The following is a 26,118-nucleotide window of genomic DNA, read 5'->3' as shown; positions in this document are numbered from 1 at the left end:
GGGCCAGGGCCGGGGGCGGCCGGGCAGGGCGAGGGCCGGAGGCGGCGGGTCCGGTGCGCCCGCCGGCGCAGGCGCCTCCCCCGGTGGCCACGGCCACCCGCCGCGCGGCGCCGTCCGCTCAGGACTCCTGTTCGCGCTCCACCTGGTCGTTCCACTCGCGCTTGATCGCGCGCCAGGCCTCGTCGGTCTTGCCCGCGCGCCAGTAACCCGAGATGGACAGCCGGTCCCGGGCCACCTCGCGCTCCAGGCGCAGATGCTTGCGGAGGTCCTTCACGAAGCCCGCCTCGCCGTGCACGAAGGCGTGGACGTCGCCGGGCGGGAAGTCCAGGTTCCGGACCGCCTCCAGCAGGGCCTCGCCGGCCGGGCGCGAGCCCCGGTGGAGCCAGGTCACCTCGACGCCCGCCGCCGTCGCGAACTTCTGCTCCTCGCCGGCGTCGGCGACCTCCACGAACGCGTGGACCACGGCCCCCTCGGGCAGGCGCTCCAGCGCGACCGCGATGGCCGGCAGAGCGCTCTCGTCGCCCACGAGCAGGTGCCAGTCCGCGGCCGGGTCCGGCGCGTAGCCGCCGCCCGGACCGAGGAAGCGCATGACGTCGCCGGCCCGCGCCCCCGCCGCCCACGGTCCCGCCAGGCCCTCGTCGCCGTGGACCACGAAGTCGACGGTCAGCTCGCGGTGGACCGGGTCCCAGGCGCGCACCGTGTAGGTCCGCGTCGTCGGCCACTGCTCGCGCGGGAACTCCTCGCGGATCCGCTCCATCGAGAACGGCTCCGGATAGCTCACTCCCTCCGGCGCGAAGAGCAGCTTCACGTAGTGGTCCGTGTGCTCGCCGACGGTGAAGGCGTCGAGCCCGTCCCCGCCCAGCACCACACGCACCATGTGCGGGGTGATCCGCTCCGTGCGCACCACCCGCGCCTCGTGGGCCTTCGGTGCCTTGCGCGCCGGCTGCTCTGCCACGACGGTCTCCCCTGACTTCGAGAACTTAGGTTTACCTAAGCTAGCACCTCAACGGGTGAGGACGGTGAGGAGCCGCCCCACCGCACCGCCCAGGCCCCAGCGGGCCACCAGCTCCTCCAGCGCCGCCGGATCCCGCGGACCGCCCGGCAGCGCCGGGTCGAAGGCGGGCAGCGGGACGTCGCCGGCGACCCGGACGACCTTGGGGGCCACGTCGAGATACGCGGCGGCCTCCACGATGCCCCGCCGCTTGGCCGGGGTCAGTCGCGACGTGCGGTCCTCGGCCGCCGCGCGGACACCCGCGAGGTCCCCGTACTCCGTGATCAGCTGCGCGGCGGTCTTCTCGCCGATCCCCTTGACCCCGGGCAGCCCGTCGCTGGCGTCGCCGCGCAGGGCCGCGAAGTCGGCGTACTGGTCGGCCCGCACCCCGTACTTGGTCCGGATCAGCTCGCCGTCGACGAGGTCGCAGTCGCCCACGCCCTTGCGCGGGTAGAGCACGCGCACCCCGCGCGCGTCGTCCACCAGCTGGAAGAGGTCGCGGTCCCCGGTGACGATGTCCACCGGCCCGGCCGACCGCCCGGCGAGCGTCCCGATGACGTCGTCCGCCTCGTACGGGGCGACCCCCACCCGGGCGATGCCGAGCGCGTCCAGGACGTCCTCGATGATCGGCACCTGCGGGGCCAGCGTGTCGGGGACCTCCTCCTCGTCCGGTCCGACCTCCGTCTCCTCGGCCACCCGGTGGGCCTTGTACGAGGGGATCAGGTCCACCCGCCACTGCGGGCGCCAGTCGGCGTCCATGCAGGCCACCAGATCGTCCGGGCCGTGGTCCTGGACGAGCCGGGTGATGAAGTCCAGCAGCCCCCGCACGGCGTTCACCGGGGTGCCGTCCGGGGCCCGTACCGAATCCGGCACGCCGAAGTACGCGCGGAAGTAGAGGGAAGCGGTGTCGAGGAGCATCAGGCGTCGGGTCACACCCCGATCATGCCGCACCCCACGGACACCGGGCCCGAACGACGGTTCCGCACTCCGGGCGTGACCCCGGTCACCTTCGCGTTTGCCCTCCCGGGGCCCGGGCAGGCGCGAGCCCGGAGCGGACCCCGGTACGCGATTCGACGAACGGATCGCCGTGCGCGGGAGAGAAGCGGGCCGAACCCGCCCCGCTCCACGGCCCGGCTGCGGGGGTGGCGGGCCGTTTCTCGTTCCAACGCGTGAGGTGTATGTGTCCAGGCTCCAGGCCGACCACCTGTTCAAGGTGTTCGGCAGACGACCCGACGACGCCGTCCGGAAGCTCGCCGACGGCGCCGACCGAGACGAGCTGCGTGCCGAGGGGACGACCGCCGCGGTGATCGACGCGTCGTTCGTCGTCGACCCCGGCCAGATCTTCGTCGTGATGGGTCTGTCCGGATCCGGCAAGTCCACCCTCCTGCGCATGCTCAACGGCCTCCTCGAGCCCACCGCGGGCCGGGTGCTGTTCGACGGCAGGGACCTCACCGCGCTGAGCCCCCGCGACCTGCGCACCGTGCGGTCCACGAAGATCAGCATGGTCTTCCAGCACTTCGCGCTCTTCCCGCACCGCAGCGTCCTGGAGAACGCCGCCTACGGCCTGGAGGTCCAGGGGGTCCCGCGCGCCGAGCGCGAGGCCCGCGCCGCCGAGGCCCTGGAGCTGTGCGGCCTGGCCGGCTGGGAGAAGTCCTGGCCGGACGAGCTGTCCGGCGGCATGCAGCAGCGCGTGGGCCTGGCCCGCGCGCTCGCCACCGACGCCGACCTGCTCCTCATGGACGAGTCCTTCAGCGCGCTCGACCCGCTGATCCGCCGCGACATGCAGGACCAGCTGCTGGAGCTGCAGAAGCGGCTGAAGAAGACCATCGTCTTCATCACCCACGACCTCAACGAGGCCATGCGGCTGGGCGACCGGATCGCGGTCATGCGCGACGGCCGGATCGTCCAGCTCGGCAGCGCCGAGGACATCCTCGTCCGCCCCGCCAACGACTACGTCGCCTCCTTCATCCAGGACGTCGACCGCACCCGTGTGCTCACGGCCTCCGCCGTCATGACGGACGCCGACCGCCCCGGCGACGCGGACGCCTGCGGCTGCGAGACCGTCGGCCCCGACACCCTCGTCGCCGACCTCTGCGCCGTCAGCGCCCGCGTCCCGCACCCGGTGGCCGTGAAGGACGCCGACGGCACCCTCCTGGGCGTCGTGCCGCAGTCCCGTCTGATCGGTGTCATCGGCGACGAGGAGCGGCCGCCCGCCGCCTGCGACGCCCCCGGCGCGGACAAGGAGCCGGCCCATGCCTAGGATCCCCCTCGGCCAGTGGGTCGACGGCGCCGTCGACTGGCTCCAGGCCCAGCTCTCCTGGCTCTTCGACGCCGTGACCACGGTGGTCACCGGTCTCTACGACGGCATCGACGCGGTCCTCTCCGCGCCCGAGCCGCTCCTCTTCGCCGGCATCCTCGCCGTCGTCGCCTGGTGGCTGCGCGGCCTGACGGCGGGCGCGCTCGCCTTCGTCGGCTTCGCGCTGGTCGACTCCATCGAGCTGTGGGACGACGCCATGTCGACCCTCTCCCTCGTCCTCGTCGCGACCCTGGTCACGCTGGTGATCGCGGTCCCGCTCGGCATCTGGGCGGCCCGCTCCAAGACGGTCAGCGCCGTGCTGCGCCCCGTGCTGGACTTCATGCAGACCATGCCGGCGATGGTCTACCTCATCCCCGGCATCATCTTCTTCGGCGTCGGCGTGGTGCCCGGCATCATCGCCACCATCGTCTTCTCCCTGCCCCCGGGCGTGCGGATGACCGAGCTCGGCATCCGCCAGGTCGACGGCGAACTCGTCGAGGCGGCCGAGGCGTTCGGCACCACCCCCCGGGCCACCCTGCTGCGCGTCCAGCTGCCCCTCGCCGTGCCGACGATCATGGCCGGCATCAACCAGGTCATCATGCTGGGCCTGTCCATGGTCGTCATCGCCGGCATGGTCGGCGGCGGCGGGCTGGGCGGCGCGGTCTACCGCGCCATCGGCAACGTCGACATCGGCCTCGGCTTCGAGGCGGGCATCTCGATCGTCATCCTCGCCATGTACCTGGACCGGATCACCGGCGCCCTGGGGCGTCAGGTCTCGCCGCTCGGCCGCCGGGCGCTCGCCAAGGCTCGCGCCGCGGTCGCCGCCCGGGCCGGCGCGAAGATCTGGAGCCACCGTCCGCAGCCGGTCACCGCGCTGGTCGGCGTGGTCGTCCTGGCGCTCGTCGCGGGCGGCATGGGCTTCCTGGGCGCCGGCAAGCAGTCCGGTCCCACCGCCGACGGCGGCAAGGACATCGGCCAGGGCAAGAAGGTCAGCCTCGGCTACATCCCCTGGGACGAGGGCATCGCCTCCACCTTCCTGTGGAAGGAACTCCTGGAGCGGCGCGGCTTCGAGGTCGAGACCCAGCAACTGGAGGCCGGAGCCCTCTACACCGGTCTCGCCGGCGGCCAGATCGACTTCCAGACCGACTCCTGGCTCCCGGTCACCCACGCCCAGTACTGGGAGAAGTACCGCAACAAGCTCGAGGACCTCGGCTCCTGGTACGGGCCGACCTCGCTCGAACTGTCCGTGCCCTCCTACATGAAGGGGGTCGACTCGCTCGACGACCTGAAGGGCAAGGCCGGACAGTTCAAGGGCCGCATCGTCGGCATCGAGCCCAGCGCCGGCATGATGGGCATCCTCAAGGACAAGGTCCTGAACGACTACGGCCTCAAGGGCGAGTACAAGGTCGTCGACGGCTCCACGCCGGGCATGCTCGCCGAGTTGAAGCGCGCGTACGACAAGAAGGAACCGGTCGTCGTCACGCTGTGGTCGCCGCACTGGGCGTACTCCGCCTACGACCTGAAGAAGCTGAAGGACCCGAAGGGCAGTTGGGGCAAGGGCGACGGCGTCCACACCCTGGCCCGCAAGGGCTTCGCCGCCGACAACCCCGAGGTCGGCGCCTGGCTCAAGGACTTCAGGATGACCGAGAAGCAGCTCACCGACCTGGAGGCCGCCATCCAGCAGGGCGGCAAGGGCAAGGAGCAGGAGGCCGTCCGCGGCTGGCTGGCGAAGAACCCCGGCCTCGCGGAGAAGCTCACGCCTCAGTGACGGGGCGCGGACGGAGAGTTGCCGGCTCCGGTCCGCCTCCGATCCGACTCCGCACCGAGAAGGGGCGGTCGCCGAAAGTGTTCGGCGACCGCCCCTTTTCGCCACGACGCGAAACCCTGCCCCAAAGCTGCGTAAGGTTCAGGTAACCGATCAGTACGCCCGACGCACGCGACACGGGGAGGAGCGGTCATGGACGACAAGGAATCACTCCGCGTGGGCGCGGCCGTCAAGAGGCGCCGCAGAGCCCTCCACCTCACCCTGGCCGTCGTCGCCTCGCGCAGCGGCCTGTCCGTGCCCTTCCTCAGTCAGGTCGAGAACGAGCGGGCCCGCCCCAGCATGCGGTCGCTCCAGCTCGTCGCGGAGGCGCTGGAGACGACGGCCGCCGAACTGCTCGCGTCCGCCGAGTCCGCCCGCACCGTCGACGTCGTGCGCGCCGAGGAGGTCCTGGACGACGCGCTGGAGGACGAGCCCGGGATCCGGCCCGCCGGGGTACGCCCCCTGGTGCGCGGCCGGCACCAGCTGCACGCCCGGGAGTTCACCGGCGAGCGCGACGCCGGCCGTGAATTCGTGCACCGCAACGACGAGTTGCTGTACGTCGCCGACGGCTCCGCCGAGGTCGAGGCCGAGGGACGCGCGTACCGGCTCGAACGCGGCGACACGCTGTTCCTCTCCGGCGGCGTACGCCACCGGTGGCGCGCCACCGAGCCGGGCACCCGCCTCCTGGTCGTCGCGGTCGCCGAGCACATCGTGGCCGGTGACGCATGAGGGTCGTCTCCCTCGTCCCGTCGCTGACCGAGGCCGTCGCCGTCACCGCCCCCGGCCTGCTGGTGGGGGTCACCGACTGGTGCACCCACCCGGCCGGCCTCGACGCGGCCCGGATCGGGGGCACCAAGAACCCGGACGTCGCCGCGATCACGGCCCTGCGGCCCGACCTCGTGATCGCCAACGAGGAGGAGAACCGCGCTCCCGACCTGGCCGCCCTGCGCGCGGCCGGCGTCGACGTCCTGGTGACCGAGGTGCGCACGCTGGACCAGGCGTTCCGCGAGCTGGACCGGGTCCTGCGGGCGTGCGGCGTGCCGTCGAGGCCCGGCTGGCTCGACCGGGCCGAGGAGGCCTGGGCCGCCGTGGAACCGGACGGCCCGCCGGTGACCGCGATCGTGCCGATCTGGCGGCGCCCCTGGATGGTGCTCGGCCGCGACACCTTCGCCGGCGACCTGCTCGCCCGGCTCGGGGTCCGCCACCTGTACGCCGATCACGCCGAGCGCTACCCCCGCGTCTCCCTCGACGAACTCGGCGCCGCCGGTGCCGATCTCGTCGTCCTGCCCGACGAGCCCTACCGCTTCACGGCCGACGACGGTCCCGAGGCGTTCCCCGGGACCGCCGCCGCGCTCGTGGACGGCCGTCTGCTCACCTGGTACGGGCCGTCGCTGGCCGAGGCTCCGGGCGAGCTGCGGCGGGCGCTGCGAGCAGCGCGCCGCTGACCAGCCCGCGCACCGTGTGACGGGCGGCCACCAGCCAGGCCGCGAGCAGGAACACGTACAGGCCGACCGCGAGCCACCGCAGCCCCGCCAGCCCGGTGTGCCCGGCCAGGCCCTCGGCGCCCGTCACGCAGGTACCGACCGGGAAGGTGAAGGCCCACCAGGTCATCGCGAATCCCATGCCCCGGCGCCGCGCCCGCACCACCATCGCGCCGGCGAGCGCGAGCCACAGCAGCGCGAAGCCCGTCACCGGGACGCCGTACAGGACGGCGAAGGCCGCGTAGCCGTGGGCGTAGGGCTCGGGCAGGACTCCGGGGGCCGCGTCGGCGAACTTGTTCGCGGCGGTGGTCGACTGGCCCAGCGGGCCGAGGACCAGGAACAGCGTGGGGGTGAGCGCGAGGGGCAGCGGCCCGCCCGTGACGAGCCGGCCGAACACCAGCGGGAGCATGACGAGGGTGGCGAGCAGGCTCAAGCCGAACAGGGCGTGGCAGGCGATCAGCAGCGACTGCTGGGCCTGCCCGGCGGGCAGGTGCGGAAGCAGCAGCGGTCCGAGCGCCGCCGAGACCATCGGCGCCACCACCGGCAGGAGCCAGACCGGGGCCGCGCCCTCGATCCGGTAGTGCACGATCATGAGGTACGGGATCCCCACGGCGGCCGCCAGGCCGATCGCCGTACCCGCCGTGAACAGGACGGCGTCGACCGCCACGGCGGCGGGCAGCCCGATCCAGTCCCGGCCCACCAGCAGCGTGCCGCCGCCGACCGCGAGCAGCGCCATCGACAGGCAGCCGTAGAACGGCGCGACGGCGGGGTCCAGCAGGTGCGCGCGGGCCTGGTCGCGGTGGTGGGCCCAGTGCAGGGCGCGGGCGGCCAGCACGGCCAGGAGCATCGCCAGGGAGAGCGCCCAGACCGCCGTGCAGGCGGTCCGCAGACCGGGGACGTCCACCGGGAGCGCGGCTCCCGCGTTGGCGACGATGGCGGTGCCCATCACCGGGGCGTACCACTGGGGGCCGAGGTGACGGACCGGGACCGACCGTGCGCCGGGGGTGGTGGCGCGGAGGGCCGGGCGGGATGGTGCGAGGGTTGCCATGCCCCCACCGTCGTCCGGATCCCGGTGACCCACCAGGGATCTTGTGGCTATGACGTCATAAGCTGGCTTTATGAGCAGTGAGCCGTCCTCCGTGTCCGCAGCACCCCTCTCCCACCGGGTCCCGGACCTCGGCGCGCTCGAACTGCTGCTGGCCGTCGCCCGTCACGGGAGTCTGGGCCGCGCGGCCCGCGAGGTGGGGATCACCCAGCCCGCCGCGAGCAGCCGGATCCGGTCCATGGAGCGGCAGCTCGGCGTGGCGCTGGTGGACCGCTCGCCGCGCGGCTCGCGGCTGACCGACGCCGGGGCCCTGGTGACCGACTGGGCCCGCCGGATCGTGGAGGCGGCGGAGGCCTTCGACGCGGGGGCGCAGGCCCTGCGGGGCCGGCGGGACTCGCGGCTCCGGGTGGCCGCGTCCATGACGATCGCCGAGTACCTGCTGCCCGGCTGGCTCATCGCGCTGCGCGGCCAGCGGCCCGACACGGCCGTGTCCCTGCTCGCGGGGAACTCGGCGGCGGTCGCCGCGCGGCTGCTCGGCGACGAGGCGGACCTGGGTTTCGTGGAAGGTCTCGCGGTCCCCGCGGGGCTGGACGGCGCGGTCGTCGCCCACGACCGGCTCGCCGTGGTCACCGCGCCGTCGCATCCGTGGGCCCGGCGCCGCGCGCCGCTGGACCCCGGCGAGCTGGCGGGCACGCCGCTGATCCTGCGGGAACGTGGTTCGGGCACCCGCCAGGTCCTCGACTCCGCGCTCGCCGCCCACGGCGGCCTGGCACAGCCGCTGCTCGAACTGGCCTCCACCACCGCCGTGAAGGCGGCGGCGGTCAGCGCCGCGGGCCCCGCCGTCCTGAGCGAGCTGGCCGTGGCGGAGGAACTGGCCTCCCGTCGCCTGGTCGAGGTGCCGGTCGCGGGAGTGGAGCTGCGGCGCGACCTGCGCGCGGTCTGGCCCGCCGGGCACCGGCCCACCGGTCCGGCCCGCGACCTGCTCTCCCTGACCCGCGGCTGAGCCCGCAGGTTCGAGCCGGCCGCGCCGAGCCGGTACGACGCCGGACCCGCGGGGCCGTGCCACGGCCCGGCCCCGGAGGCGGTCCTCAGCGGCGAGCGGCGCCGGCCGCGCGCACCACGCCCTCCATCACGCGCAGGTCCTCGCCCATCTCCGGGTGCCACTGGACGCCCAGCGCCCATGCCGGCTCGGCCAGTTCCACCGCCTCCACCGTGCCGTCCTCGGCGTACGCCGACGGGACCAGCCCGCGGCCCAGCCGGTCGACGGCCTGGTGGTGGTAGGTCGGCACCTCGGCGAGCTCCGGCGCCAGGGAGGCGTAGAGCGTGCCCGGGACCGGCTTCACCGTATGGCGGCCGATCACGCCGACGGCCTCCACATGGCCGTCCAGGTGCTGGATCAGGGTCCCGCCCAGGGCCACGTTCAGCAGCTGCATGCCGCGGCAGATGCCCAGCAGCGGGGTTCCCGAGGCCAGCGCCGCCTCGATCAGAGCCAGCTCCCACGCGTCCCGGGCCCGGGCCGGCGGGCCGGTGCGGGGGTCGGGCGCGGCCCCGTACCGTACCGGCTCGACGTCCGCGCCTCCCGCGACCACCACGCCGTCCAGCCGGGCCACCACCTCCGCCGCCGTGGCCGGGTCGCCCGGCGGGAGCATCGCCGCGAGACCGCCGCTCGCCTGGACGAGCCGCGGGTACGGGGCAGGCAGCAGCGCGGCGGCCATGTCCCACACCCCCCAGCGGGCCTGGTCGAGGTAGGTCGTCACGCCGATGAGCGGCTTGGTCACGGGAGTTCCTCCAGGGGAGAGAGCGTCGGGGGTCGGAGCGGGCGCGTCAGTCGCGTTCGAGTTCGGCCTCGGCCGCCGCCAGCGCGGCGAACTCCTCCTCCGGCGCCTTGGCCACCAGATGATGTCGACTGTAGAACGCGAAGTACGCCAGGGCGATCACGTAGACCCCGAGCGCGATGAACGCCGCGTCCTTGTCCACCAGGAAGGTCGCCACCAGCGCCGCCAGCGCGAGCACGAAGGCGACGGACGAGGTCACGACGCCGCCGGGGGTCCGGTACGGCCGGGGCAGCTCCGGCTCGCGCCGGCGCAGCACGATGTGGGAGAGCGCCATCAGGGCGTACGAGATGGTGGCGCCGAACACGGCGATGTTCAGCATCCGCGCGCCGTCGCCGGTGCCGGCGGCGAGGGCGAAGCCGATGGCGCCGGGGATCAGCAGTCCCAGGTAGGGGGACTTGCGGCGGCTGGTCAGCGAGAGGAAGCGGGGGAGGTAGCCGGCCCGGGACAGGGCGAAGAGCTGCCGGGACCCGGCGTAGATCAGGGAGAAGAAGGAGGCCACCAGGCCGGCGAGCCCGGCGTAGTTCACGAACCGGCTGAGCGCGGTCGGCTCCCCGTCACCCTGCAGGGCCACCACCAGCGGGTTGCCGGCCTCCTGGATCGCCGCCGCGCCACGCGCCCCGGTCGCGGCGAAGAAGGTCACCACGGCCAGCAGCGCCAGGATGCCCATCGAGAGGGCCAGCGCCCTCGGCATCGAGCGGACCGGGTCCTTGGCCTCCTCCGCGGCGAGCGGCACGCCCTCGACACCGAGGAAGAACCACATGCCGAAGGGGAACGCCGCCCAGATGCCGAGCAGCCCGAACGGCAGCCAGGAGCTGGCGCCGAACGCCTGGCCGTCGACCGGGATGTCGTTCAGCCCGTCGACGTGGAAGTCGGTGAGCGCGCCGAGCGCGAAGATCACGAGTGCCGCGACGGCGATCGCGGTGACGACCAGGCTGAAGCGCAGCGCCTCGCCGACGCCCCACAGATGGATGCCGATGAAGACCGCGAAGCACGCCAGGTAGACCGGCCAGCCCGACTCCAGGCCGAACAGCCCGAGCGACTCGACGTAGTCGCCGATGAAGATGGAGATCGCGGCGGGGGCGAGGATGTACTCGATGAGGATGGCGGTGCCGGTGAGGAAGCCGCCCCAGGTGCCGAGCGCCCGGCGGGCGAAGCCGTAGCCGCCGCCCGCGGTGGGCAGGATGGCGGAGAGCTCGGCCAGCGCGAAGACGAGGCACGCGTACATCGCGCCCATCAGGACGGTGGCGACGGCCAGGCCGCCGAAGCCGGCCTTGGACAGTCCGATGTTCCAGCCGGAGAAGTCGCCGGAGACGACGTACGCGACGCCCAGCCCGGTGAGCAGCAGCCAGCCGGCGCTGCCGCGCCGCAGGGCCCGGCGCTCCAGGTAGTCGTCCTGCGGTGGTGCGGTGCTTCCCGTGCTGTTCCCGGTCGTGTCTTCGAGCGTCATGGCAGCGTCAGCTCCCGCGTCGGGCCCAATGGATTGGTCCCATACCTTTGCGCCGGGTCGGCTGGAACGCAACCCCCTTGCGTTACTTTCGGGTTACGCGGACGCGGGGGAGGGGAGCCCGTCGCGCGGCCCCGTCCCGCGCGACGGCGCCGACCCGGCGTGCCGGTGCCGCGGGGCCGGTCAGGTCAGGAAGCCGCGCAGCAGCGCCGCCGTGCCCCCGCAGTGCTCCCGCATCACCTCGCGCGCCGCGTCGGCGTCGCCGTCGAGCACGGCCTCCACCAGGGCGGTGTGCTGGTGCTGCGAGTGCTCCAGGTTGCGTACGAGCAGCGGGATGCAGTCCAGGAGGTCGTTCACCGTCGCCCGGACCGCCGCGTACTGCGCGGTCAGCGTCGGCGAGCCGGACAGCTCGGCGAGCGTGAGGTGCAGCAGCGTGTCCTGGCGCCGGTAGTCGGCCAACGGTGCGTCGTGCGTCGCCGCGAGCGCCGTCCGCAGCCGGGCCGCCCCCTCGTCGGTCAGCCCGTGCGCCGCGCACAGACCGGCCGCGCCCACCTCCAGCACCTCGCGGAAGCGCAGCGCGTCCTCCATGTCGACGGAGGCGATCCGGCGGCGCAGCTCGGCCTCGTCGGCGGTCTGCGGGCGGTGCAGCACGAACGTTCCGCCGTAGCGGCCCCGCCGGCTCTCCACGAGCCCCTGCTCCTGGAGCACCTTCAGGACCTCGCGCAGGGTCACCCGGCTGATCCCCATCCGCTCGGCGAGCTCCCGCTCCGCCGGCAGCCGCTCCCCGCCCGGCACGAGACCGAGCCGCACCACCTGGAGGATCTGCTCCAGGGCCTCCTCGAAACCGTTGCCCGCCCGCACCGGCCTCAGCACCGGCGTCAGGCGGTCCGGCAGGTTCGGCAGGTCCGCCCAGGCGTCCGTCCCGCCACCGATCTTCGCCACGTTGCGGTTTCCCCTTCCCAAGCAATGGTCTTCGGCAATACCTTATGGCTCCCGGCTGACCGAAGGAGGAGTAATCCCGTGGCAGACCGCAAAGCCCCGCTCTCCGTCGAGGAGCTACGCACCCTCGTCGCGAGCGGTGAGATCGACACCGTCGTCCTGGCCTTCCCCGACATGCAGGGCCGGCTCCAGGGCAAGCGGTTCGCCGCCCCGTTCTTCCTGGACGACGTCCTCGGCCACGGCACCGAGGGATGCAACTACCTCCTGGCCGTCGACGCCGAGATGAACACGGTCGACGGATACGAGATGTCGTCCTGGGACCGCGGCTACGGCGACTTCGCCATGCACCCCGACCTCTCCACCCTGCGCCGCGTCCCCTGGAACGAGGGTACGGCGATGCTCATGGCCGACCTCGCCTGGAACGACGGATCGCCCGTCGTCGCCGCGCCCCGCCAGATCCTGCGCCGCCAGCTGGAACGGCTCGCCGAACACGGCTACACCGCCCACGTCGGCACGGAGCTGGAGTTCATCGTCTTCAAGGACACCTACGAACAGGCCTGGGACGCGAACTACCGGAACCTGACCCCCGTCAACCAGTACAACATCGACTACTCCGTCCTCGGCACCGGCCGGGTCGAACCGCTGCTGCGCCGCATCCGCAACGAGATGGCCGGCGCCGGACTCATCGTGGAGTCGGCCAAGGGCGAGTGCAACCCCGGCCAGCACGAGATCGCGTTCAAGTACGACGAGGCCCTCGTCACCTGCGACCAGCACGCCGTCTACAAGACCGGGGCCAAGGAGATCGCCGCCCAGGAGGGCGTCTCGCTCACCTTCATGGCGAAGTACAACGAGCGCGAGGGCAACTCCTGCCACATCCACCTCTCCCTCCAGTCCGTCGACGAGCCCGGCCGCAACGTGATGGCCGGAGCCGGACCGGACGGGATGTCGGAGGTCATGCGGCACTTCCTCGCCGGCCAGCTCGCCGCCCTGCGCGACTTCTCCCTTCTCTACGCCCCCCACATCAACTCGTACAAGCGTTTCCAGCCCGGTTCCTTCGCCCCCACCGCCGTCGCCTGGGGCGTCGACAACCGCACCTGTTCCCTGCGCGTCGTCGGCCACGGCCGCTCGATGCGCTTCGAGAACCGCCTCCCCGGCGGAGACGTCAACCCGCACCTCGCCGTCGCCGGACTCGTCGCGGCCGGTCTGTACGGCATCGAGCAGCGCCTCGAACTGCCCCCGGCCTGCGACGGCAACGCCTACACGGCCGAGTACGCCCACGTCCCCACCACCCTGCGCGAGGCCGCCGAGCTCTGGGAGACCAGCCCGATCGCCAAGGCCGCCTTCGGCGACGAGGTCGTCGCCCACTACCGCAACATGGCCCGCGTCGAAGTCGAGGCCTACGACGCCGCGGTGACCGACTGGGAGCTGCGCCGCTCCTTCGAACGCATGTGAGGAAAGAGTTGCTCCAGGTACTCAATCCGGCGACCGAAGAGGTCGTCGCGACCGTCCCCGCCGCCACCCCCGCCGACGTCGACGCAGCCGTCGCCCGGGCCACCACCGCCCAGCGCGGCTGGGCCGCGGCCGCCCCCGCCGACCGGGCCCGGCTCCTGCGACGCTTCGCCGCGGTGGTCGACGACCACGTCGAGGAGCTGGCCCGGCTGGAGGTCCGCGAGGCCGGCCACACGATCGGCAACGCCCGCTGGGAGGCGGGCAACGTCCGCGACCTGCTCGACTTCGCCGCCGGGGGAGTGGAGCGGCTCAACGGCCGGCAGATCCCGGTGGCCGGCGGCCTCGACATCACGATCCTCGAACCCCTGGGCGTCGTCGGGGTCATCGCGCCCTGGAACTTCCCCATGCCGATCGCCGCCTGGGCACTCGCCCCGGCTCTCGCGGCGGGCAACGCGGTGATCCTCAAGCCCGCGGAGACCACCCCGCTGACCGCCCTGCGCCTGGCCGAACTCGCCCGGGAGGCCGGACTGCCGGACGGACTGCTCCAGGTCCTGCCCGGCGAGGGTGCGGTCACCGGCAACGCGCTCGTCGAGCACCCGGGCATCGCCAAGATCGTCTTCACCGGCTCGACCCGGGTGGGGAAGAGCATCATGGCGAAGTGCGCCGACCAGGTGAAGCGCGTGACCCTCGAACTCGGCGGCAAGAGCCCCAACCTCGTCTTCGCCGACGCCGACATCGAGGCGGCGGCCGCCGCCGCCCCGATGTCCTTCCTCGACAACAGCGGCCAGGACTGCTGCGCCCGCACCCGCATCCTCGTCCAGCGGTCCGTGTACGACCGCTTCCTGGAGCTGCTCACCCCGGCCGTCGAGGAGATCGTCGTCGGCGACCCGTCCGACGAGCGCACGCAGATGGGTCCCCTCATCTCCCGTGCCCAGCTGGAACGCGTCCGGGCCTACGTGCCCGAGTCGCTCCCCGGCATCCGCGGCAAGGCACCCGAGGGCCCCGGCTTCTGGTTCCCGCCGACCGTCCTCACCGAGGTCGCCGAGGACGCGCCGTGCGCCGTCGAGGAGGTGTTCGGCCCCGTCGCGGTCGTCCTGCCCTTCGACGACGAGGCCGACGCGGTCCGGCTCGCCAACGCCACCGAGTACGGGCTGTCCGGCTCGATCTGGACCCGTGACGTCGGACGCGCCCTCCGGGTCTCCCGCGCCGTCCGCGCCGGCAACCTCTCCGTCAACTCGCACTCCAGCGTCCGCTACTGGACCCCGTTCGGCGGCTACAAGCAGTCCGGCCTCGGCCGGGAGCTCGGTCCCGACGCACTGACCGCCTTCACCGAGACCAAGAACGTCTTCATCAGCACGGAAAGCACGGAGGCCTGAATCACATGACCGACTCGATCGTCTGCCGCCGCCTCGTCGGCCGGACCGCCGTCATCACCGGGGCCGGCAGCGGCATCGGCCTCGCCACCGCCCGCCGCCTGGCCTCCGAGGGCGCCCAGGTCGTCTGCGGCGACATCGACGAGACCGCCGGCAAGGCCGCGGCCGAAGAGGTCGGCGGCACGTTCGTCAAGGTCGACGTCACCGACCCCGAGCAGGTCGAGGCACTGTTCAGGACCGCCTTCGACACCTACGGCTCCGTCGACATCGCCTTCAACAACGCCGGCATCTCGCCGCCCGACGACGACTCCATCCTCACCACGGGCCTGGAGGCGTGGAAGCGCGTCCAGGACGTCAACCTCACCTCCGTCTACCTGTGCTGCAAGGCCGCCCTTCCCTACATGCGGCGGCAGGGCCGCGGCTCGATCATCAACACCGCGTCCTTCGTCGCCATCATGGGCGCAGCCACCAGCCAGATCTCGTACACCGCGTCCAAGGGCGGCGTCCTCGCGATGTCCCGCGAGCTGGGCGTCCAGTTCGCCCGCGAGGGCATCCGGGTCAACGCGCTCTGCCCGGGGCCGGTCAACACCCCCCTCCTGCAGGAGCTGTTCGCCAAGGACCCGGAGCGGGCCGCCCGTCGCCTGGTGCACATCCCCGTCGGCCGGTTCGCCGAGGCGGAGGAGATCGCCGCCGCCGTGGCCTTCCTCGCCAGCGACGACTCCTCGTTCGTCAACGCCACCGACTTCCTCGTCGACGGCGGCGATCTCCTCCGCCTCGGCGAACCGGCCGACGGGGATGTGCACCAGGCGACGGGCGGCCCGCTCCGGGTCCTTGGCGAACAGCTCCTGCAGGAGGGGGGTGTTGACCGGCCCCGGGCAGAGCGCGTTGACCCGGATGCCCTCGCGGGCGAACTGGACGCCCAGCTCGCGGGACATCGCGAGGACGCACCCTGCGGCGCGGGCCTCTCCGCGCACGACAGCCGGGCGTCGCAAGGCGCCCGGCTGTCGTGCGCGGAGAGGCCCGCGCCGCAGGGTCCCGCGCGGAAAAGGTCCCGCGCGGAGAGGTCGTCCGCGGAATGTCGTCCGCAGAGAACAGGAGCATGCTCGTGAACCATCCGATCCGCCGGCCGGCCGTGCTCGCCGCCGTGACCGCCGTCGTCGCCGGCCTGCTCACCGCCCTGCCGGCCCAGGCGAAGCCCGCCGCGTGCCCCACGCTGCGGACCACCGAGGGCTGGTACGGCGACAACCGCGCCCGGCTCCAGCGGCTGATCGACACCCACTGCGCCGCCGGGGCCCGCACGGTACGGACCAGGCCCGTCGCCGTGTTCGACTGGGACAACACGGTCGTCAAGAACGACGTCGGCGACGCCACCATGTACTGGCTGCTCCGCAACAGCCGCATCCGCCCGCCCGAGAACGGGGACTGGACCACCACGAGCCGCCATCTCACCCCGCGGGCGGCCACCGCCCTCACCGAGGCGTGTCCCGCCCCCGCCCGCCCGGCACGCACCCTGCCCACCGGCACCGACTCCCGCTGCGCCGACGAGATCCTCTCCGTGTACGCGGACGGCGCCACCACCGCGGGAGCCCCGGCGTTCGCCGGCTTCGACCACCGTCGGACGGATCCCCAGTACGCCTGGCTCGCGCAGCTGCTGCGCGGCTGGACCCGTGACCAGGTCGCCTCCTTCGCCCGCGCCGCCCGCGCCGAGAACCTCGCCGCTCCCGTCGGCGCCACCCGGCAGGTCGGCACCCGCACGGTCACCGGCTGGGTCCGCTACTACGACCAGCAGCGCGACCTGGTCCGCACCCTGCGGGCGGCCGGCTTCGACGTCTGGATCGCCTCCGCCTCACCCGAACCGGTCGTCGAGGTCTGGGCCGAGGGCGTCGGCATCGCGCCCTCGCGCACCCTCGGCATCCGCAACACCACCGAGCGCGGCAGACTCACCGCGCACCTCGCCGGCTGCGGCGGAGTACGGGACGGCGAGGACACGATGATCACGTACATCGACGGCAAACGCTGCTGGATCAACCAGGAGGTCTTCGGTGTCCGTGGCCCGGCCGCCGAGCGGGTCGGGCCCGCCGCACGGCGCCAGGTGTTCGCGGCCGGCGACTCCGACACCGACGTCTCCTTCCTGCGCGACGCGACCGGCCTGCGGCTCGTCCTCAACCGGAACAAGAACGAACTGATGTGCCGCGCCTACGACAACGCCGACGGCCGCTGGATCGTGAACCCGATGTTCATCGAGCCCAGGAAGCGGAAGGCCGCCCCCTATCCGTGCGCCACCACCGGCTACACCGGCGCCGACGGCACGGCGCAACCGGTCCGGCGGTCCGACGGAAGCGTCGTGCCCGACCAGACGGACTCCGTGTACGGCTCATGAACCGGACGGCCCCGCTTCGACGACACCCCCTAGGGTGACGGGATGAGCATGACGACCCCTCCTCCCACGCCCGGTGGCGTGGGAGGACCTCCAGGCTGGTATCCGGATCCGGCGATGCCCACCGTCGAACGCTGGTGGGACGGCACGGCCTGGACCGCGCACACCCGCTTCTCGCAGGTGACGACCGCGATGCCGGTGGCCGGCGCCGCGCCGTCCGCCCGTCGTGGCCGGACCGTCGCCTTCGGGGCGGCGGCGGTGGTACTGGCCGCGGCGATCGTCGCCACCGTCCTCGTCGTCGGCGGCGACGAGGACGCCCCCGTGACGTCCGGCCCGCCCGCGGCGAGCACGAGCGGTTCCCCGGCGCCGGCCACGAGCGGCACCCCGTCCGCCACCGCGACCGCCGAGGACGCCACCCGCGTCACCGACCAGCTCAACGGCATCACACTGCCGATCGTCCAGGGCTGGGAGAAGCCGGAGTACCGGGGCGGCGACGTCCCGACCGTCACCACCGTCGGCGACTACCCCTGCCCCGGCGCGCCCGACCAGGACTGCCGGCACGGCACGGTGAACTCCCGTACGGCCACCGGCACCGCCGCCGCCACGCCCGAGGCCATCGCCCGCGAGGACATCCCGCTCGCCACCGTCGCCGCCTTCGACGAGGACGTCCTCGGCAACGACCTCTACGGCGGCATCCGCTCCCACAAGGAGATCGCGGCCAAGTCCGTCGCCGTCGCCGGGCGCACCGGCTTCCTGGTGCGCTGGCAGGTCACCACCGGCAAGGGCCCCGGCGGCTACGTCCAGTCGCTGGTCTTCCCGTCCCCGACGGGCAGCGAGGCGCCGGTCGTCGTGCGCTTCGCGTTCGACGCGGGCCCGGACGGTCCGCCGCTCGCCGCGATGGACGAGATCGCGAAGAACATCCTTCCCGTCGGCAGTGCCCCAAGCGGCGGCGTCGGCACCTCGATGAGCCCCCGCTCCTGACCCGTCCGGGTCGCCCGGACCCCGGCCGGGGTCCGGGCCCGGGTGTCAGAGGAAGGTGCGGCCCTCACCCCGGTAGGTCGGCACGGTCGCGGTGATCCGGTCGCCCTCCACCAGGTGCAGGCTGTCGAAGCGCTCGCACAGCTCCCCGGCCTTCGCGTGCCGGAACCACACCTTGTCGCCGATCAGCAGGTCGTCGGCGGGGGAGCCGAGGAGCGGCGTCTGCACCTCGCCCGGCCCCTCCTGCGGGTCGTAGCGCAGGCCCTCCGGCAGGTACGGCACGGGCAGCCGGTCCGGACCCGCGGCCCCGGACGCGGGGTACCCGCCGCCCAGCACGGTGACCACGCCGACCCCGGGGCGGCGCACCACCGGCTGGGCGAACAGGGCGGCCGGGCGTCCGGTGAAGGACGTGTAGTTGTCGAAGAGCCGCGGCACGTACAGACCCGAACCGGCGGCGATCTCCGTCACCGCGTCCTCGGCGGCCGTGTGCTGCACGCTGCCCGTACCGCCGCCGTTGACGAACTCCAGATCCGGCGCCACCGCCCGCACGGCGCGGACGACGGCCGCCCGCCGCGCGGCGAGCTCCCTGCGGGCGGCGGACTGCATCAGCCGGATCGCGCGGGAGCGCAGCGGCCGTCCGGCGACGGCGTCCCCGACCCCCGCGACATGCCCCTCGTACGCCATGAGGCCGACCAGCCGGAAGCCCGGGCGGCGCGCCACCGAGCGGGCCAGCTCGGCCAGCTGCGCGGGCTCGCGGAGCGGGGAGCGGAGCGCCCCGACGCGTACCCGGCCGCCCAGCATCCGGAGCGACGTGTCCAGCTCCAGGCAGACCCGGATCTCCTCGGTGCCGCCCGCGCGGGCCTGGTCGACGAGGTCGAGCTGCGCCGGGTCGTCGATCATCACGGTCACGGCGGCGGCGAGCTTGGGGTCGCCGGCCAGGGCGCCGAAGGCGGCACGGTCGGCGGAGGGGTAGGCGAGGAGGACGTCCTCGAAGCCCGCCCGGGCCAGCCACAGCGACTCGTCGAGCGTGAAGGACATGATCCCGGCGAAGCCCTCGCGTGCGAGCACCCGCTCCAGGAGCGCCCGGCACCGCACGGACTTGCTCGCGACCCGGATCGGCTTGCCTCCGGCCCGGCGGACGAGGTCGTCGGCGTTGGCGTCGAACGCCTCCAGGTCGACGATCGCCACGGGCGCGTCGAGGTGGGCGGTGGCCCGGTCGTACCGGGCCCGGTCGGCGGCGCGGGGAGTCATGGCCCGAGCTTGCCAGACCGGTTTACGGAGAGGTAGCCCCTGGGTTCCCGTGCAGCGGGGAACAGCCCGTAGAGTGACGGGCATTGCCGGCACGACCAGGGGGACGGGGATGACGACCGACTCGCACCACCCCGCGTCCCGCATCACCGACGCACTGCTCCCCCGCACTCCCGGCCCGCGCTCCGCCGGCCCCGCGCCCGCCACCGGCACGCCCGGCCGCCCGCCGCGCCCGGCCGAGCCGCCCGCCGTCGAGACGACCACCCGGCTGCGCCCCGTCCGCGACACCGACGCACTCCCGGCCCGCGCTCCGCCGGCCCCGCGCCCGCCACCGGCACGCCCGGCCGCCCGCCGCGCCCGGCCGAGCCGCCCGCCGTCGAGACGACCACCCGGCTGCGCCCCGTCCGCGACACCGACCCCGCCCCCTCGCCCGCGCGGGCGGACCGGTCCGCGCCGGTCGCCGACGCACGCTCCGCCGCGCCCGGCGCGCCGCAGACGGCGTACCCGCGGCCCGCTTCCACCGTCCCGTTCGACCGGCATCCCGAGCAGTCCTACGGGACCTACGGCGCCTACCGCCCGTACACCGCGCCGCCCGAGACGCCCGGCGAGACCACCACGCGCCTCCGGCCCATACGCGAGCGGCGCACGAAGCGGATCGTCGCGGCCGGGGTGTGCCTCGTGCTCGGGGTCGGGCTCATCGGCGGGGCGATCGCCGGAGCCGTCCTCGCCGCCACGGACACCGGCCGCCCCGAAGAGCCCACGGGCTTCGAGGAGGCCAGGACCCTGTGGCACAGCGTCCCCGTCGACACCCTCTTCCCCCGCACACTCGCGGGCCCGGGAGCGGGTCCCGGCACCGCCGCCCGCGCCTGGACACGGGTCGTGGTCGCCCCGGACGCCCCCTGCTCGACCACCACGCTGTCCCGGAGCGTCCTCACCTCCCTGCGCTCCGTCGGCTGCGACCGCGTCGTACGCGCCACGTACACCGACGCCACCTCCTCCAGCGTCATCACCGTCGGCCTGGTCTTCACCCAGGCCGACCCCGCGGCCATGCGCGCCCTCGGTTCCGGGATCGGGGCCGACCTCCCTCCGGCGCTCGCCGGCCCGGGCACCGTCGCCGCCCGCTTCGGTGACGGACAGCGCGCCAGCTGGTGGACGCGCGCACTGCCCGACCTGCCCGTCGTCGTCTACTCCGTCTCCGGCTTCGCCGACGGCCGCCGCGTCGACACCCCCCAGCCCGCCGACCAGGCCATGGCCGCCGGCCAGACGACCGCGCCCGCCCAGGCCGGTCTCGGCCACGAGGCCAAGGGCGTCGCCGACCGCGTCGAACGCGGGCTGCGCAAGGCGGCCACCGCCGCGGCGAAGGAGAACGACCGGTGACCCGCCGCCGCACCCGCGCCCTCTCCGCGGCGCTCCTCGCGAGCGCCTTCACGGTCCTCCCGGCGATCACCACCCCCGCGTACGCAGACACCATCCGCGCCCGCCAATGGGGCCTGGACGCCCTGCACACCAAGGAGGCCTGGCGCACCACGCAGGGCGAGCGCGTCACCGTCGCCGTCCTCGACACCGGGGTCGACTCCGAACACCCCGACCTCGAGGGTTCCGTCCTGCCCGGCAACGACCTCGTCGGCTTCGGCGCCGCCCGAGGCGACCGCGCCTGGGCCCGGCACGGCACCGCCATGGCCGGCATCATCGCCGGTCACGGCCACGGCCCGGGCCGCGAGGACGGCGTCCTCGGCGTCGCGCCCCAGGTGAAGATCCTGCCCGTCCGGGTCATCCTCGAAGGCACCGACAAGTCCCGGGACAAGGCCCGCAAGTCCCGGGGCACCGCCCTCGCCGAAGGCATCCGCTGGGCGGTCGATCACGGGGCCGACGTCATCAACCTGTCCCTCGGCGACGACTCCAAGTCCGCCCACCCCGACTCCGGGGAGGACGCCGCCGTCCAGTACGCCCTCGCCAAGGGCGTCTCCGTCGTGGCCTCGGCCGGCAACGGCGGCGAGAAGGGCGACCACGTCTCGTACCCCGCCGCCTACCCGGGCGTCATCGCCGTCACCGCCGTCGACCGCTTCGGCACCCACGCCTCCTTCTCCACCAGCCGCTGGTACGCCACGGTCAGCGCGCCCGGCGTCGACATCGTCATCGCCGACCCCGACCGCCGCTACTACGAGGGCTGGGGGACCAGCGCCGCCGCCGCGTTCGTGTCCGGCGCCGTCGCGCTCGTCCGCTCCGCCCACCCCGACCTGACGCCCGCCCAGGTCAAGCAGCTGCTCGTCGACACCGCCCGCAACAGCCCCAAGGGCGGCCGGAGCGACGCCAAGGGGTACGGCACCGTCGACCCGGCCGCCGCGATCGAGGCGGGCGGCCGGCTCAAGGGGGCCGACCCGAAGAACGCCTCGGCCGGCTACCGAGGGCAGTACTTCGGGCCCGGACCGCAGCCCGCCGCCGACGAGGGGCGGCCGATCGGGCTCCTCGCCCCGGCGGCCGGCGGCCTCGGCGCGCTGCTGCTCGCCGCCGCGGTCGTCCTGTGGCGCGGACGGCTCAGCGCCCCGCGCCCGCCCCAGCCGTTCCGCTGACCGCCCCGTCCGCGCCCGTCGCCCCGGTCGTGCCCGCTCCGTCGGTCCTGCCCGCCGCGTCGGTCGTGACCAGGGCCGAGACCGCCGCCCYCGCCGCCCGCTCCACCAGCGCGATCCCGGCCTCCCGGGTCGGGTGACCGTCGGAGAGCACCGCGACGAGCCGGACGCGTCCGCCCGCCGTGATCCGCCCGATGCTGTTGACGTCCCACAGGCCGGTCGCGTCCCGCGGCAGCCAGCCGTTCTTCAGCGCCGTGTCCCGCGGCCCGTCCGCCGCCGCGGAGACCCCCCAGTCCTGACCCGCGGCCACCCGCTCCATCAGCCCGGCGACGTACGCCCGGGAGTCCGCAGTCAGCGGCGAGTCCGTGCCGAAGACCGCCGCCAGCAGGGCCAGCCGGTCCCGCGCCGTCGTCTGGGTCAGGCCCCACGCCCGCGCGCCCGTCGTCCGCGTGAGCCCGAGGCGGGCGTTGGCCGCGTCGAGGCCCTCGGGGCCGCCGATCGCCCGCCACAGCGTGGTCGCGGAGTCGTTGTCGCTGCGCTCGATCATGGCGGCGGCGCACCCGAGCTCCGCCGGGGCCGGCCGCCGGCCCCCGTCCTGCGCGCGCAGCAGCAGCGCGGCCAGGATGTCGACCTTGACGACGCTGGCGGTGTCGTAGGTCCGCCCCTCGCCGCCGTACGAGGCCGTCCGTCCGCTCGCCGGGTCGAGCACGGCGACCGAGAGCGAGGCGTCGCTCCCGGCGACGACCGGGGCCACGGCCCCGGCGAGCACGGCGTCGAGATCCATTCGTACGGTCACTGCCGGCGTCTCCCCGCAAGCGCGGCCGCGGCGGGACGGCGGCCTCGGACGGCCCCGCACCCGGTCCGGGCACGGCGCCCGCCCACCGGGCGCACCGGCGGGCACGACCATTCTGCTGCGGCGGCGCCGGACACGTGTCCGGCGCCGGCCACCCGCCGCCGGCCACCCGCCGCCGGCCACCCGCCGGGGGAGGCCCCGCCGCCGGCCGGTTAGGCTCGTCGCGTGGCGCTCAAGAACATTCCGGACCCCGGCTTCTCCGACGACGACGGCACCGCCGACCCCCGGCTCACCGCGGCCCTCGCGGCGTGGGCGGAGGACCGGACCGCCCACGGCCCCGTCCTGGAGGCGCTCGGCACCGCCCGCCTGCTCGTCCCGGTCGTCGCCGTCCTCGGCGAGGTCGAGGTCGACCCCGTGACGGGACTGCGCAGCGAGAAGTCCAGCGACATGGCCGTACCGACGCTCACCGCGGGCGACCGGCGCGCGCTGCCCGCCTTCACCTCGATCGCCTCGCTCGCGCTGTGGGACCCGGCCGCACGCCCGGTCGCCGTCCCGCTGCACCAGGCCCTGCAGGCCCTCGCGCACGAGAAGGCGGACACCCTGGTCCTCGACCTGGCCGGCCCCGTGCCGTACCAGGTGACCGGGCCGGCGCTGGTGGCCCTCGCGGAAGGCCGTACCAGCGCGGACCCGCTGGACGACCCCGCCGTCCGCGCAGCGGTCCGCGCCGCCGTCGCGGCCGAGCCGGCCGTCCTGCGGGCGCACCTGGGCCCGGGCGACGCCGACGGCACCCTCGCCCTCGTGCTGGCCGGGGACGCCGCGCCCGCCGAGGCCGCCCAGCGGGTGGCCCGCGCGCTGGCCGCCGACGAGACACTGAGGGCCCGCCTGGTGCGCGGTCTCGACCTGGCACTGCTGCCGGCCTCGGCCACGCCTCCGGGCGAGCCCTTCTACGTCAAGGAGTAGCCGGGGCGGCCGGGCGCACCRCGCGYGGTGCGCCCGGCCGCCCCGGCTCGGGTCGTCAGCCGTAGACCGGCCCGGTGTACTTCTCGCCCGGACCCTGGCCCGGCTCGTCGGGGATGATCGAGGCCTCGCGGAAGGCCAGCTGCAGGGACTTCAGACCGTCCCGGAGCGGCGCCGCGTGGAAGGAGCTGATCTCCGTCGCGCCGGCGTCCAGCAGGCCGGCGAGGGCGTGCACCAGCTTGCGGGCCTCGTCGAGGTCCTTGTGGGCCTCGCCGTCCTCGGTCAGTCCGAGCTTCACGGCCGCGGCGCTCATCAGGTTGACCGCGACGGTCACGATGACCTCGACCGCGGGGACTTCCGCGATGTCACGGGTCATGTCGTCGAAGTCAGGGGAGTCGGTGTGGGGCGTTTCGCTCATGCCCCACACGATAAGCCGGGGCGGTCCCCGTCCGTCGCGTGAGTCCTCGGTTAGCGAACCGTTCCGAGCGGTGCTAACCTTGTGTAACGACCGGCCGGACACATGTGTGCCCGGCCCACAAGTGGAGGCTCCGATCTCCCACCTGGCCGCTCTCACGGGCGGCGGGTCACCGGTCAGGCGGCGCCCATCGTTCCGTACGGACGATGGAAGCCGCCCGATGTGCGCCCCGCGGTTGACCGCGGCGGTGCTCCGGTATTTCCGTGGAGCCCCGCCTGTGTCCCGTCCGGGGCATTTTTCATGTACCGGCGCGGTTGGTCACCTGAAACAGACGTTACGCGTCCGTCCGCCAGGCGGTCGCGTGGTGCTACCGAGGAGGATCCATCAGCGCCGAGCCCCGCATCAACGACCGGATTCGCGTTCCCGAGGTGCGACTTGTCGGTCCCAGCGGCGAGCAGGTCGGGATTGTTCCGCTTGCCAAGGCCCTGGAGCTCGCACAGGAGTACGACCTCGACCTGGTCGAGGTCGCGGCGAACGCCCGTCCGCCCGTGTGCAAGCTCATGGACTACGGGAAGTTCAAGTACGAGTCGGCCATGAAGGCCCGTGAGGCGCGCAAGAACCAGGCGCACACGGTCATCAAGGAGATGAAGCTCCGGCCGAAGATCGACCCGCACGACTACGACACCAAGAAGGGTCACGTCGTCCGGTTCCTCAAGCAGGGCGACAAGGTCAAGATCACGATCATGTTCCGTGGTCGTGAGCAGTCCCGCCCCGAGCTTGGTTTCCGGCTGCTGCAGCGGCTGGCTTCGGACGTCGAGGAGCTTGGCTTCATCGAGTCCAACCCGAAGCAGGACGGCCGAAACATGATCATGGTTCTCGGCCCGCACAAGAAGAAGACCGAGGCCATGGCCGAGGCGCGTGAGGCCCAGGCCGCACGCAAGGCGGAGCGTCAGGGCGTTGCCTCCGACGACAACGCCGAGACCGCCGAGACCGTCGAGGCCCCGGCCGCCGAGGCTCCGGCCGACGCGCCGGTCGAGAACCCCGAGGCGTGACCCGAGGGGCTGCCCTCCAGGCAGCCCCGGGCCTCGCCCGGAACCACCAAACGAAGAACTGACGCTCCCGGTTGTCCGGTGCCCGCACCGGGGGAGTGCCACTGACGAGGAGACTACGGCGCTATGCCGAAGAACAAGACGCACTCCGGTGCCAAGAAGCGCTTCAAGATCACCGGCTCCGGCAAGGTGCTGCGCGAGCGCGCCGGCAAGCGCCACCTGCTCGAGCACAAGTCGTCCAAGCTGACGCGTCGCCTCACCGGCAACGCGGAGATGGCCCCGGGCGACGCGGCCAAGATCAAGAAGATGCTGGGCATCTGACTGATCTCCGGTTCTCGGTGACCGAGAACCACCGGCCCAGTCCGGGCCCCCATCATTTCCGGGTCGTGTGAGTCCAACCGCGGCCCCGCTACAAGGAGTTAACAAGTGGCACGCGTCAAGCGGGCAGTCAACGCCCACAAGAAGCGCCGGGCGATCCTCGAGGCGGCCTCCGGCTACCGCGGTCAGCGCTCGCGCCTGTACCGCAAGGCCAAGGAGCAGGTCACCCACTCCCTGGTCTACAACTACAACGACCGCAAGAAGCGCAAGGGCGACTTCCGTCAGCTGTGGATCCAGCGCATCAACGCCGCTGCCCGCCAGAACGGCATGACGTACAACCGCCTCATCCAGGGTCTGAAGGCCGCCAACATCGAGGTGGACCGCAAGATCCTCGCGGAGCTGGCCGTCAACGACGCCAACGCGTTCGCCGCGCTGGTCGAGGTCGCGCAGAAGGCTCTGCCGTCCGACGTCAACGCCCCGAAGGCCGCTGCCTGATCTTCCAGGCCGCAGATCTTCTGCACCGGACCCGCAGGCCTTCGGGCCTGCGGGTCCGGTCGCGTTCGGAGCACGTCACCGCGTGACGGCCGGACCGGGCACGGGCCTCGGACGAGCGCCCGGCCCCCGTGCCTCCCGCGGACGGCCGCCGGTCCCGGGCCGTACGGCGCCCGGAGACCGCAGCCGTACGGCGGCCGGTCCCCGCGCGGTGCGGGGCCGGGGCGGTACCACCAGGCCGCTTCCGGCCCCCGCCAGTGGCACGGG

At 73.8% G+C, this 26,118-nt stretch carries 24 protein-coding genes and 2 pseudogenes; 16 read left to right on the top strand and 10 right to left on the bottom strand.

Features of this window, described 5'->3' with window-relative positions; genetic code table 11:
* Positions 1-118 precede the first annotated feature (118 nt).
* A complete protein-coding gene (locus EAO71_RS08810) occupies positions 119-955 on the bottom strand; it encodes a siderophore-interacting protein (protein WP_147977205.1) in 837 nt (278 codons plus the stop codon).
* 48 nt (positions 956-1,003) lie between these two features.
* Positions 1,004-1,909, bottom strand: a complete 906-nt coding sequence (locus EAO71_RS08805; protein WP_147979182.1) for a 5'-3' exonuclease — start codon at positions 1,907-1,909, stop codon at positions 1,004-1,006.
* A 262-nt stretch (positions 1,910-2,171) separates the two neighbouring features.
* Between EAO71_RS08805 and EAO71_RS08800 the strand changes: the two genes are divergently transcribed.
* The 4 genes from EAO71_RS08800 (at position 2,172) to EAO71_RS08785 (ending at position 6,536) form a co-directional block, all read left to right on the top strand.
* Complete coding sequence (locus EAO71_RS08800) at positions 2,172-3,251, top strand: quaternary amine ABC transporter ATP-binding protein (RefSeq protein ID WP_147977204.1); 1,080 nt, start codon at positions 2,172-2,174, stop codon at positions 3,249-3,251.
* Entirely contained in the window at positions 3,244-5,055 is a 1,812-nt protein-coding gene (locus tag EAO71_RS08795; RefSeq protein WP_147977203.1) for an ABC transporter permease/substrate binding protein, read from the top strand. The genes EAO71_RS08800 and EAO71_RS08795 overlap by 8 nt, the downstream gene beginning before the upstream one ends.
* A gap of 189 nt (positions 5,056-5,244) precedes the next feature.
* Positions 5,245-5,820, top strand: a complete 576-nt coding sequence (locus EAO71_RS08790) for a helix-turn-helix domain-containing protein (RefSeq protein WP_147977202.1) — start codon at positions 5,245-5,247, stop codon at positions 5,818-5,820.
* Positions 5,817-6,536, top strand: a complete 720-nt coding sequence (locus tag EAO71_RS08785; protein ID WP_147977201.1) for a helical backbone metal receptor — start codon at positions 5,817-5,819, stop codon at positions 6,534-6,536. The genes EAO71_RS08790 and EAO71_RS08785 overlap by 4 nt, the downstream gene beginning before the upstream one ends.
* Here EAO71_RS08785 and EAO71_RS08780 read toward each other — a convergent pair.
* On the bottom strand, positions 6,463-7,620 hold the full coding sequence (locus EAO71_RS08780; RefSeq protein ID WP_147977200.1) for a TDT family transporter: 1,158 nt from the start codon (positions 7,618-7,620) through the stop codon (positions 6,463-6,465). The genes EAO71_RS08785 and EAO71_RS08780 overlap by 74 nt on opposite strands.
* A 70-nt stretch (positions 7,621-7,690) precedes the next feature.
* Here EAO71_RS08780 and EAO71_RS08775 point away from each other — a divergent pair, with 70 nt between their 5' ends.
* Positions 7,691-8,620: a LysR family transcriptional regulator gene (locus tag EAO71_RS08775; protein WP_147977199.1), complete on the top strand. Its 930-nt coding sequence runs from the start codon at positions 7,691-7,693 to the stop codon at positions 8,618-8,620.
* 85 nt (positions 8,621-8,705) lie between these two features.
* Here EAO71_RS08775 and EAO71_RS08770 read toward each other — a convergent pair whose 3' ends face one another.
* The 3 genes from EAO71_RS08770 to EAO71_RS08760 all read right to left on the bottom strand — a co-directional run bounded on the left by EAO71_RS08770 (position 8,706) and on the right by EAO71_RS08760 (position 11,838).
* Positions 8,706-9,395 carry a gamma-glutamyl-gamma-aminobutyrate hydrolase family protein gene (locus EAO71_RS08770; RefSeq protein ID WP_147977198.1) on the bottom strand — a complete coding sequence of 230 codons (690 nt, stop codon included), beginning with the start codon at positions 9,393-9,395 and terminating at the stop codon, positions 8,706-8,708.
* A gap of 46 nt (positions 9,396-9,441) precedes the next feature.
* Positions 9,442-10,899 (bottom strand): ethanolamine permease, encoded by a 1,458-nt coding sequence (eat, locus tag EAO71_RS08765; RefSeq protein WP_147977197.1) that lies wholly within the window; start codon positions 10,897-10,899, stop codon positions 9,442-9,444.
* A gap of 180 nt (positions 10,900-11,079) precedes the next feature.
* Entirely contained in the window at positions 11,080-11,838 is a 759-nt protein-coding gene (locus tag EAO71_RS08760; RefSeq protein ID WP_261992063.1) for a FadR/GntR family transcriptional regulator, read from the bottom strand.
* A gap of 78 nt (positions 11,839-11,916) precedes the next feature.
* Between EAO71_RS08760 and EAO71_RS08755 the strand changes: the two genes are divergently transcribed.
* The 3 genes and pseudogenes from EAO71_RS08755 to EAO71_RS08745 all read left to right on the top strand — a co-directional run.
* Positions 11,917-13,287 (top strand): glutamine synthetase family protein, encoded by a 1,371-nt coding sequence (locus tag EAO71_RS08755; protein ID WP_147977196.1) that lies wholly within the window; start codon positions 11,917-11,919, stop codon positions 13,285-13,287.
* A gap of 8 nt (positions 13,288-13,295) precedes the next feature.
* On the top strand, positions 13,296-14,660 hold the full coding sequence (locus EAO71_RS08750; RefSeq protein WP_187282612.1) for an aldehyde dehydrogenase family protein: 1,365 nt from the start codon (positions 13,296-13,298) through the stop codon (positions 14,658-14,660).
* Positions 14,661-14,665: 5 nt separating this feature from the next.
* Positions 14,666-15,418: pseudogene (locus tag EAO71_RS08745) on the top strand (3-oxoacyl-ACP reductase); the annotation flags it as partial.
* Here EAO71_RS08745 and EAO71_RS08740 read toward each other — a convergent pair.
* A pseudogene (locus EAO71_RS08740) lies at positions 15,413-15,607 on the bottom strand (SDR family oxidoreductase); the annotation flags it as partial. The pseudogenes EAO71_RS08745 and EAO71_RS08740 overlap by 6 nt on opposite strands.
* A 149-nt stretch (positions 15,608-15,756) precedes the next feature.
* On the opposite strand from EAO71_RS08740, the gene EAO71_RS08735 reads away from it, so the two are divergent.
* Both EAO71_RS08735 and EAO71_RS08730 read left to right on the top strand, forming a co-directional pair.
* Positions 15,757-17,037 carry a haloacid dehalogenase-like hydrolase gene (locus EAO71_RS08735; RefSeq protein ID WP_147977194.1) on the top strand — a complete coding sequence of 427 codons (1,281 nt, stop codon included), beginning with the start codon at positions 15,757-15,759 and terminating at the stop codon, positions 17,035-17,037.
* A gap of 42 nt (positions 17,038-17,079) precedes the next feature.
* Positions 17,080-18,015 (top strand): DUF2510 domain-containing protein, encoded by a 936-nt coding sequence (locus tag EAO71_RS08730; RefSeq protein ID WP_315986588.1) that lies wholly within the window; start codon positions 17,080-17,082, stop codon positions 18,013-18,015.
* Positions 18,016-18,060: 45 nt separating this feature from the next.
* Here EAO71_RS08730 and EAO71_RS08725 read toward each other — a convergent pair whose 3' ends face one another.
* Positions 18,061-19,263 (bottom strand): amino acid deaminase/aldolase, encoded by a 1,203-nt coding sequence (locus tag EAO71_RS08725; RefSeq protein WP_147977193.1) that lies wholly within the window; start codon positions 19,261-19,263, stop codon positions 18,061-18,063.
* Between the two features lie 675 nt (positions 19,264-19,938).
* Between EAO71_RS08725 and EAO71_RS08720 the strand changes: the two genes are divergently transcribed.
* Positions 19,939-20,637, top strand: coding sequence for a hypothetical protein (locus EAO71_RS08720; protein ID WP_261992061.1), 699 nt, complete (start codon positions 19,939-19,941; stop codon positions 20,635-20,637).
* The gene (gene mycP / locus EAO71_RS08715; protein WP_147977191.1) at positions 20,634-21,830 is read left to right on the top strand and encodes a type VII secretion-associated serine protease mycosin; all 1,197 of its coding nucleotides are present in this window, start codon (positions 20,634-20,636) and stop codon (positions 21,828-21,830) included. Before EAO71_RS08720 ends, mycP begins: the two co-directional genes overlap by 4 nt.
* On the opposite strand, the gene EAO71_RS08710 is transcribed toward mycP, so the two are convergent.
* On the bottom strand, positions 21,796-22,623 hold the full coding sequence (locus EAO71_RS08710; protein WP_187282611.1) for a serine hydrolase: 828 nt from the start codon (positions 22,621-22,623) through the stop codon (positions 21,796-21,798). The two genes, mycP and EAO71_RS08710, sit on opposite strands and share 35 nt — an antisense overlap.
* Positions 22,624-22,845: 222 nt before the next feature.
* Here EAO71_RS08710 and EAO71_RS08705 point away from each other — a divergent pair, with 222 nt between their 5' ends.
* Positions 22,846-23,580: an SseB family protein gene (locus EAO71_RS08705; protein ID WP_147977190.1), complete on the top strand. Its 735-nt coding sequence runs from the start codon at positions 22,846-22,848 to the stop codon at positions 23,578-23,580.
* A 55-nt stretch (positions 23,581-23,635) separates the two neighbouring features.
* On the opposite strand, the gene EAO71_RS08700 is transcribed toward EAO71_RS08705, so the two are convergent.
* Complete coding sequence (locus tag EAO71_RS08700) at positions 23,636-23,995, bottom strand: DUF1844 domain-containing protein (protein WP_147977189.1); 360 nt, start codon at positions 23,993-23,995, stop codon at positions 23,636-23,638.
* Between the two features lie 380 nt (positions 23,996-24,375).
* Between EAO71_RS08700 and infC the strand changes: the two genes are divergently transcribed.
* The 3 genes from infC (at position 24,376) to rplT (ending at position 25,854) form a co-directional block, all read left to right on the top strand.
* Positions 24,376-25,044: a translation initiation factor IF-3 gene (gene infC, locus EAO71_RS08690; RefSeq protein WP_147977188.1), complete on the top strand. Its 669-nt coding sequence runs from the start codon at positions 24,376-24,378 to the stop codon at positions 25,042-25,044.
* Between the two features lie 123 nt (positions 25,045-25,167).
* Positions 25,168-25,362 carry a 50S ribosomal protein L35 gene (gene rpmI / locus EAO71_RS08685; RefSeq protein WP_019884943.1) on the top strand — a complete coding sequence of 65 codons (195 nt, stop codon included), beginning with the start codon at positions 25,168-25,170 and terminating at the stop codon, positions 25,360-25,362.
* Between the two features lie 105 nt (positions 25,363-25,467).
* Positions 25,468-25,854, top strand: a complete 387-nt coding sequence (rplT, locus tag EAO71_RS08680; RefSeq protein WP_114037952.1) for a 50S ribosomal protein L20 — start codon at positions 25,468-25,470, stop codon at positions 25,852-25,854.
* The last annotated feature ends 264 nt before the right edge of the window (positions 25,855-26,118 follow it).

This window comes from Streptomyces sp. MS191 (assembly GCF_008042125.1).
Classification (GTDB): Bacteria; Actinomycetota; Actinomycetes; order Streptomycetales; family Streptomycetaceae; genus Streptomyces.
The sequence above is the reverse complement of the archived record's forward strand: the minus strand, read 5'-3'. Positions and strand labels throughout refer to the sequence as shown.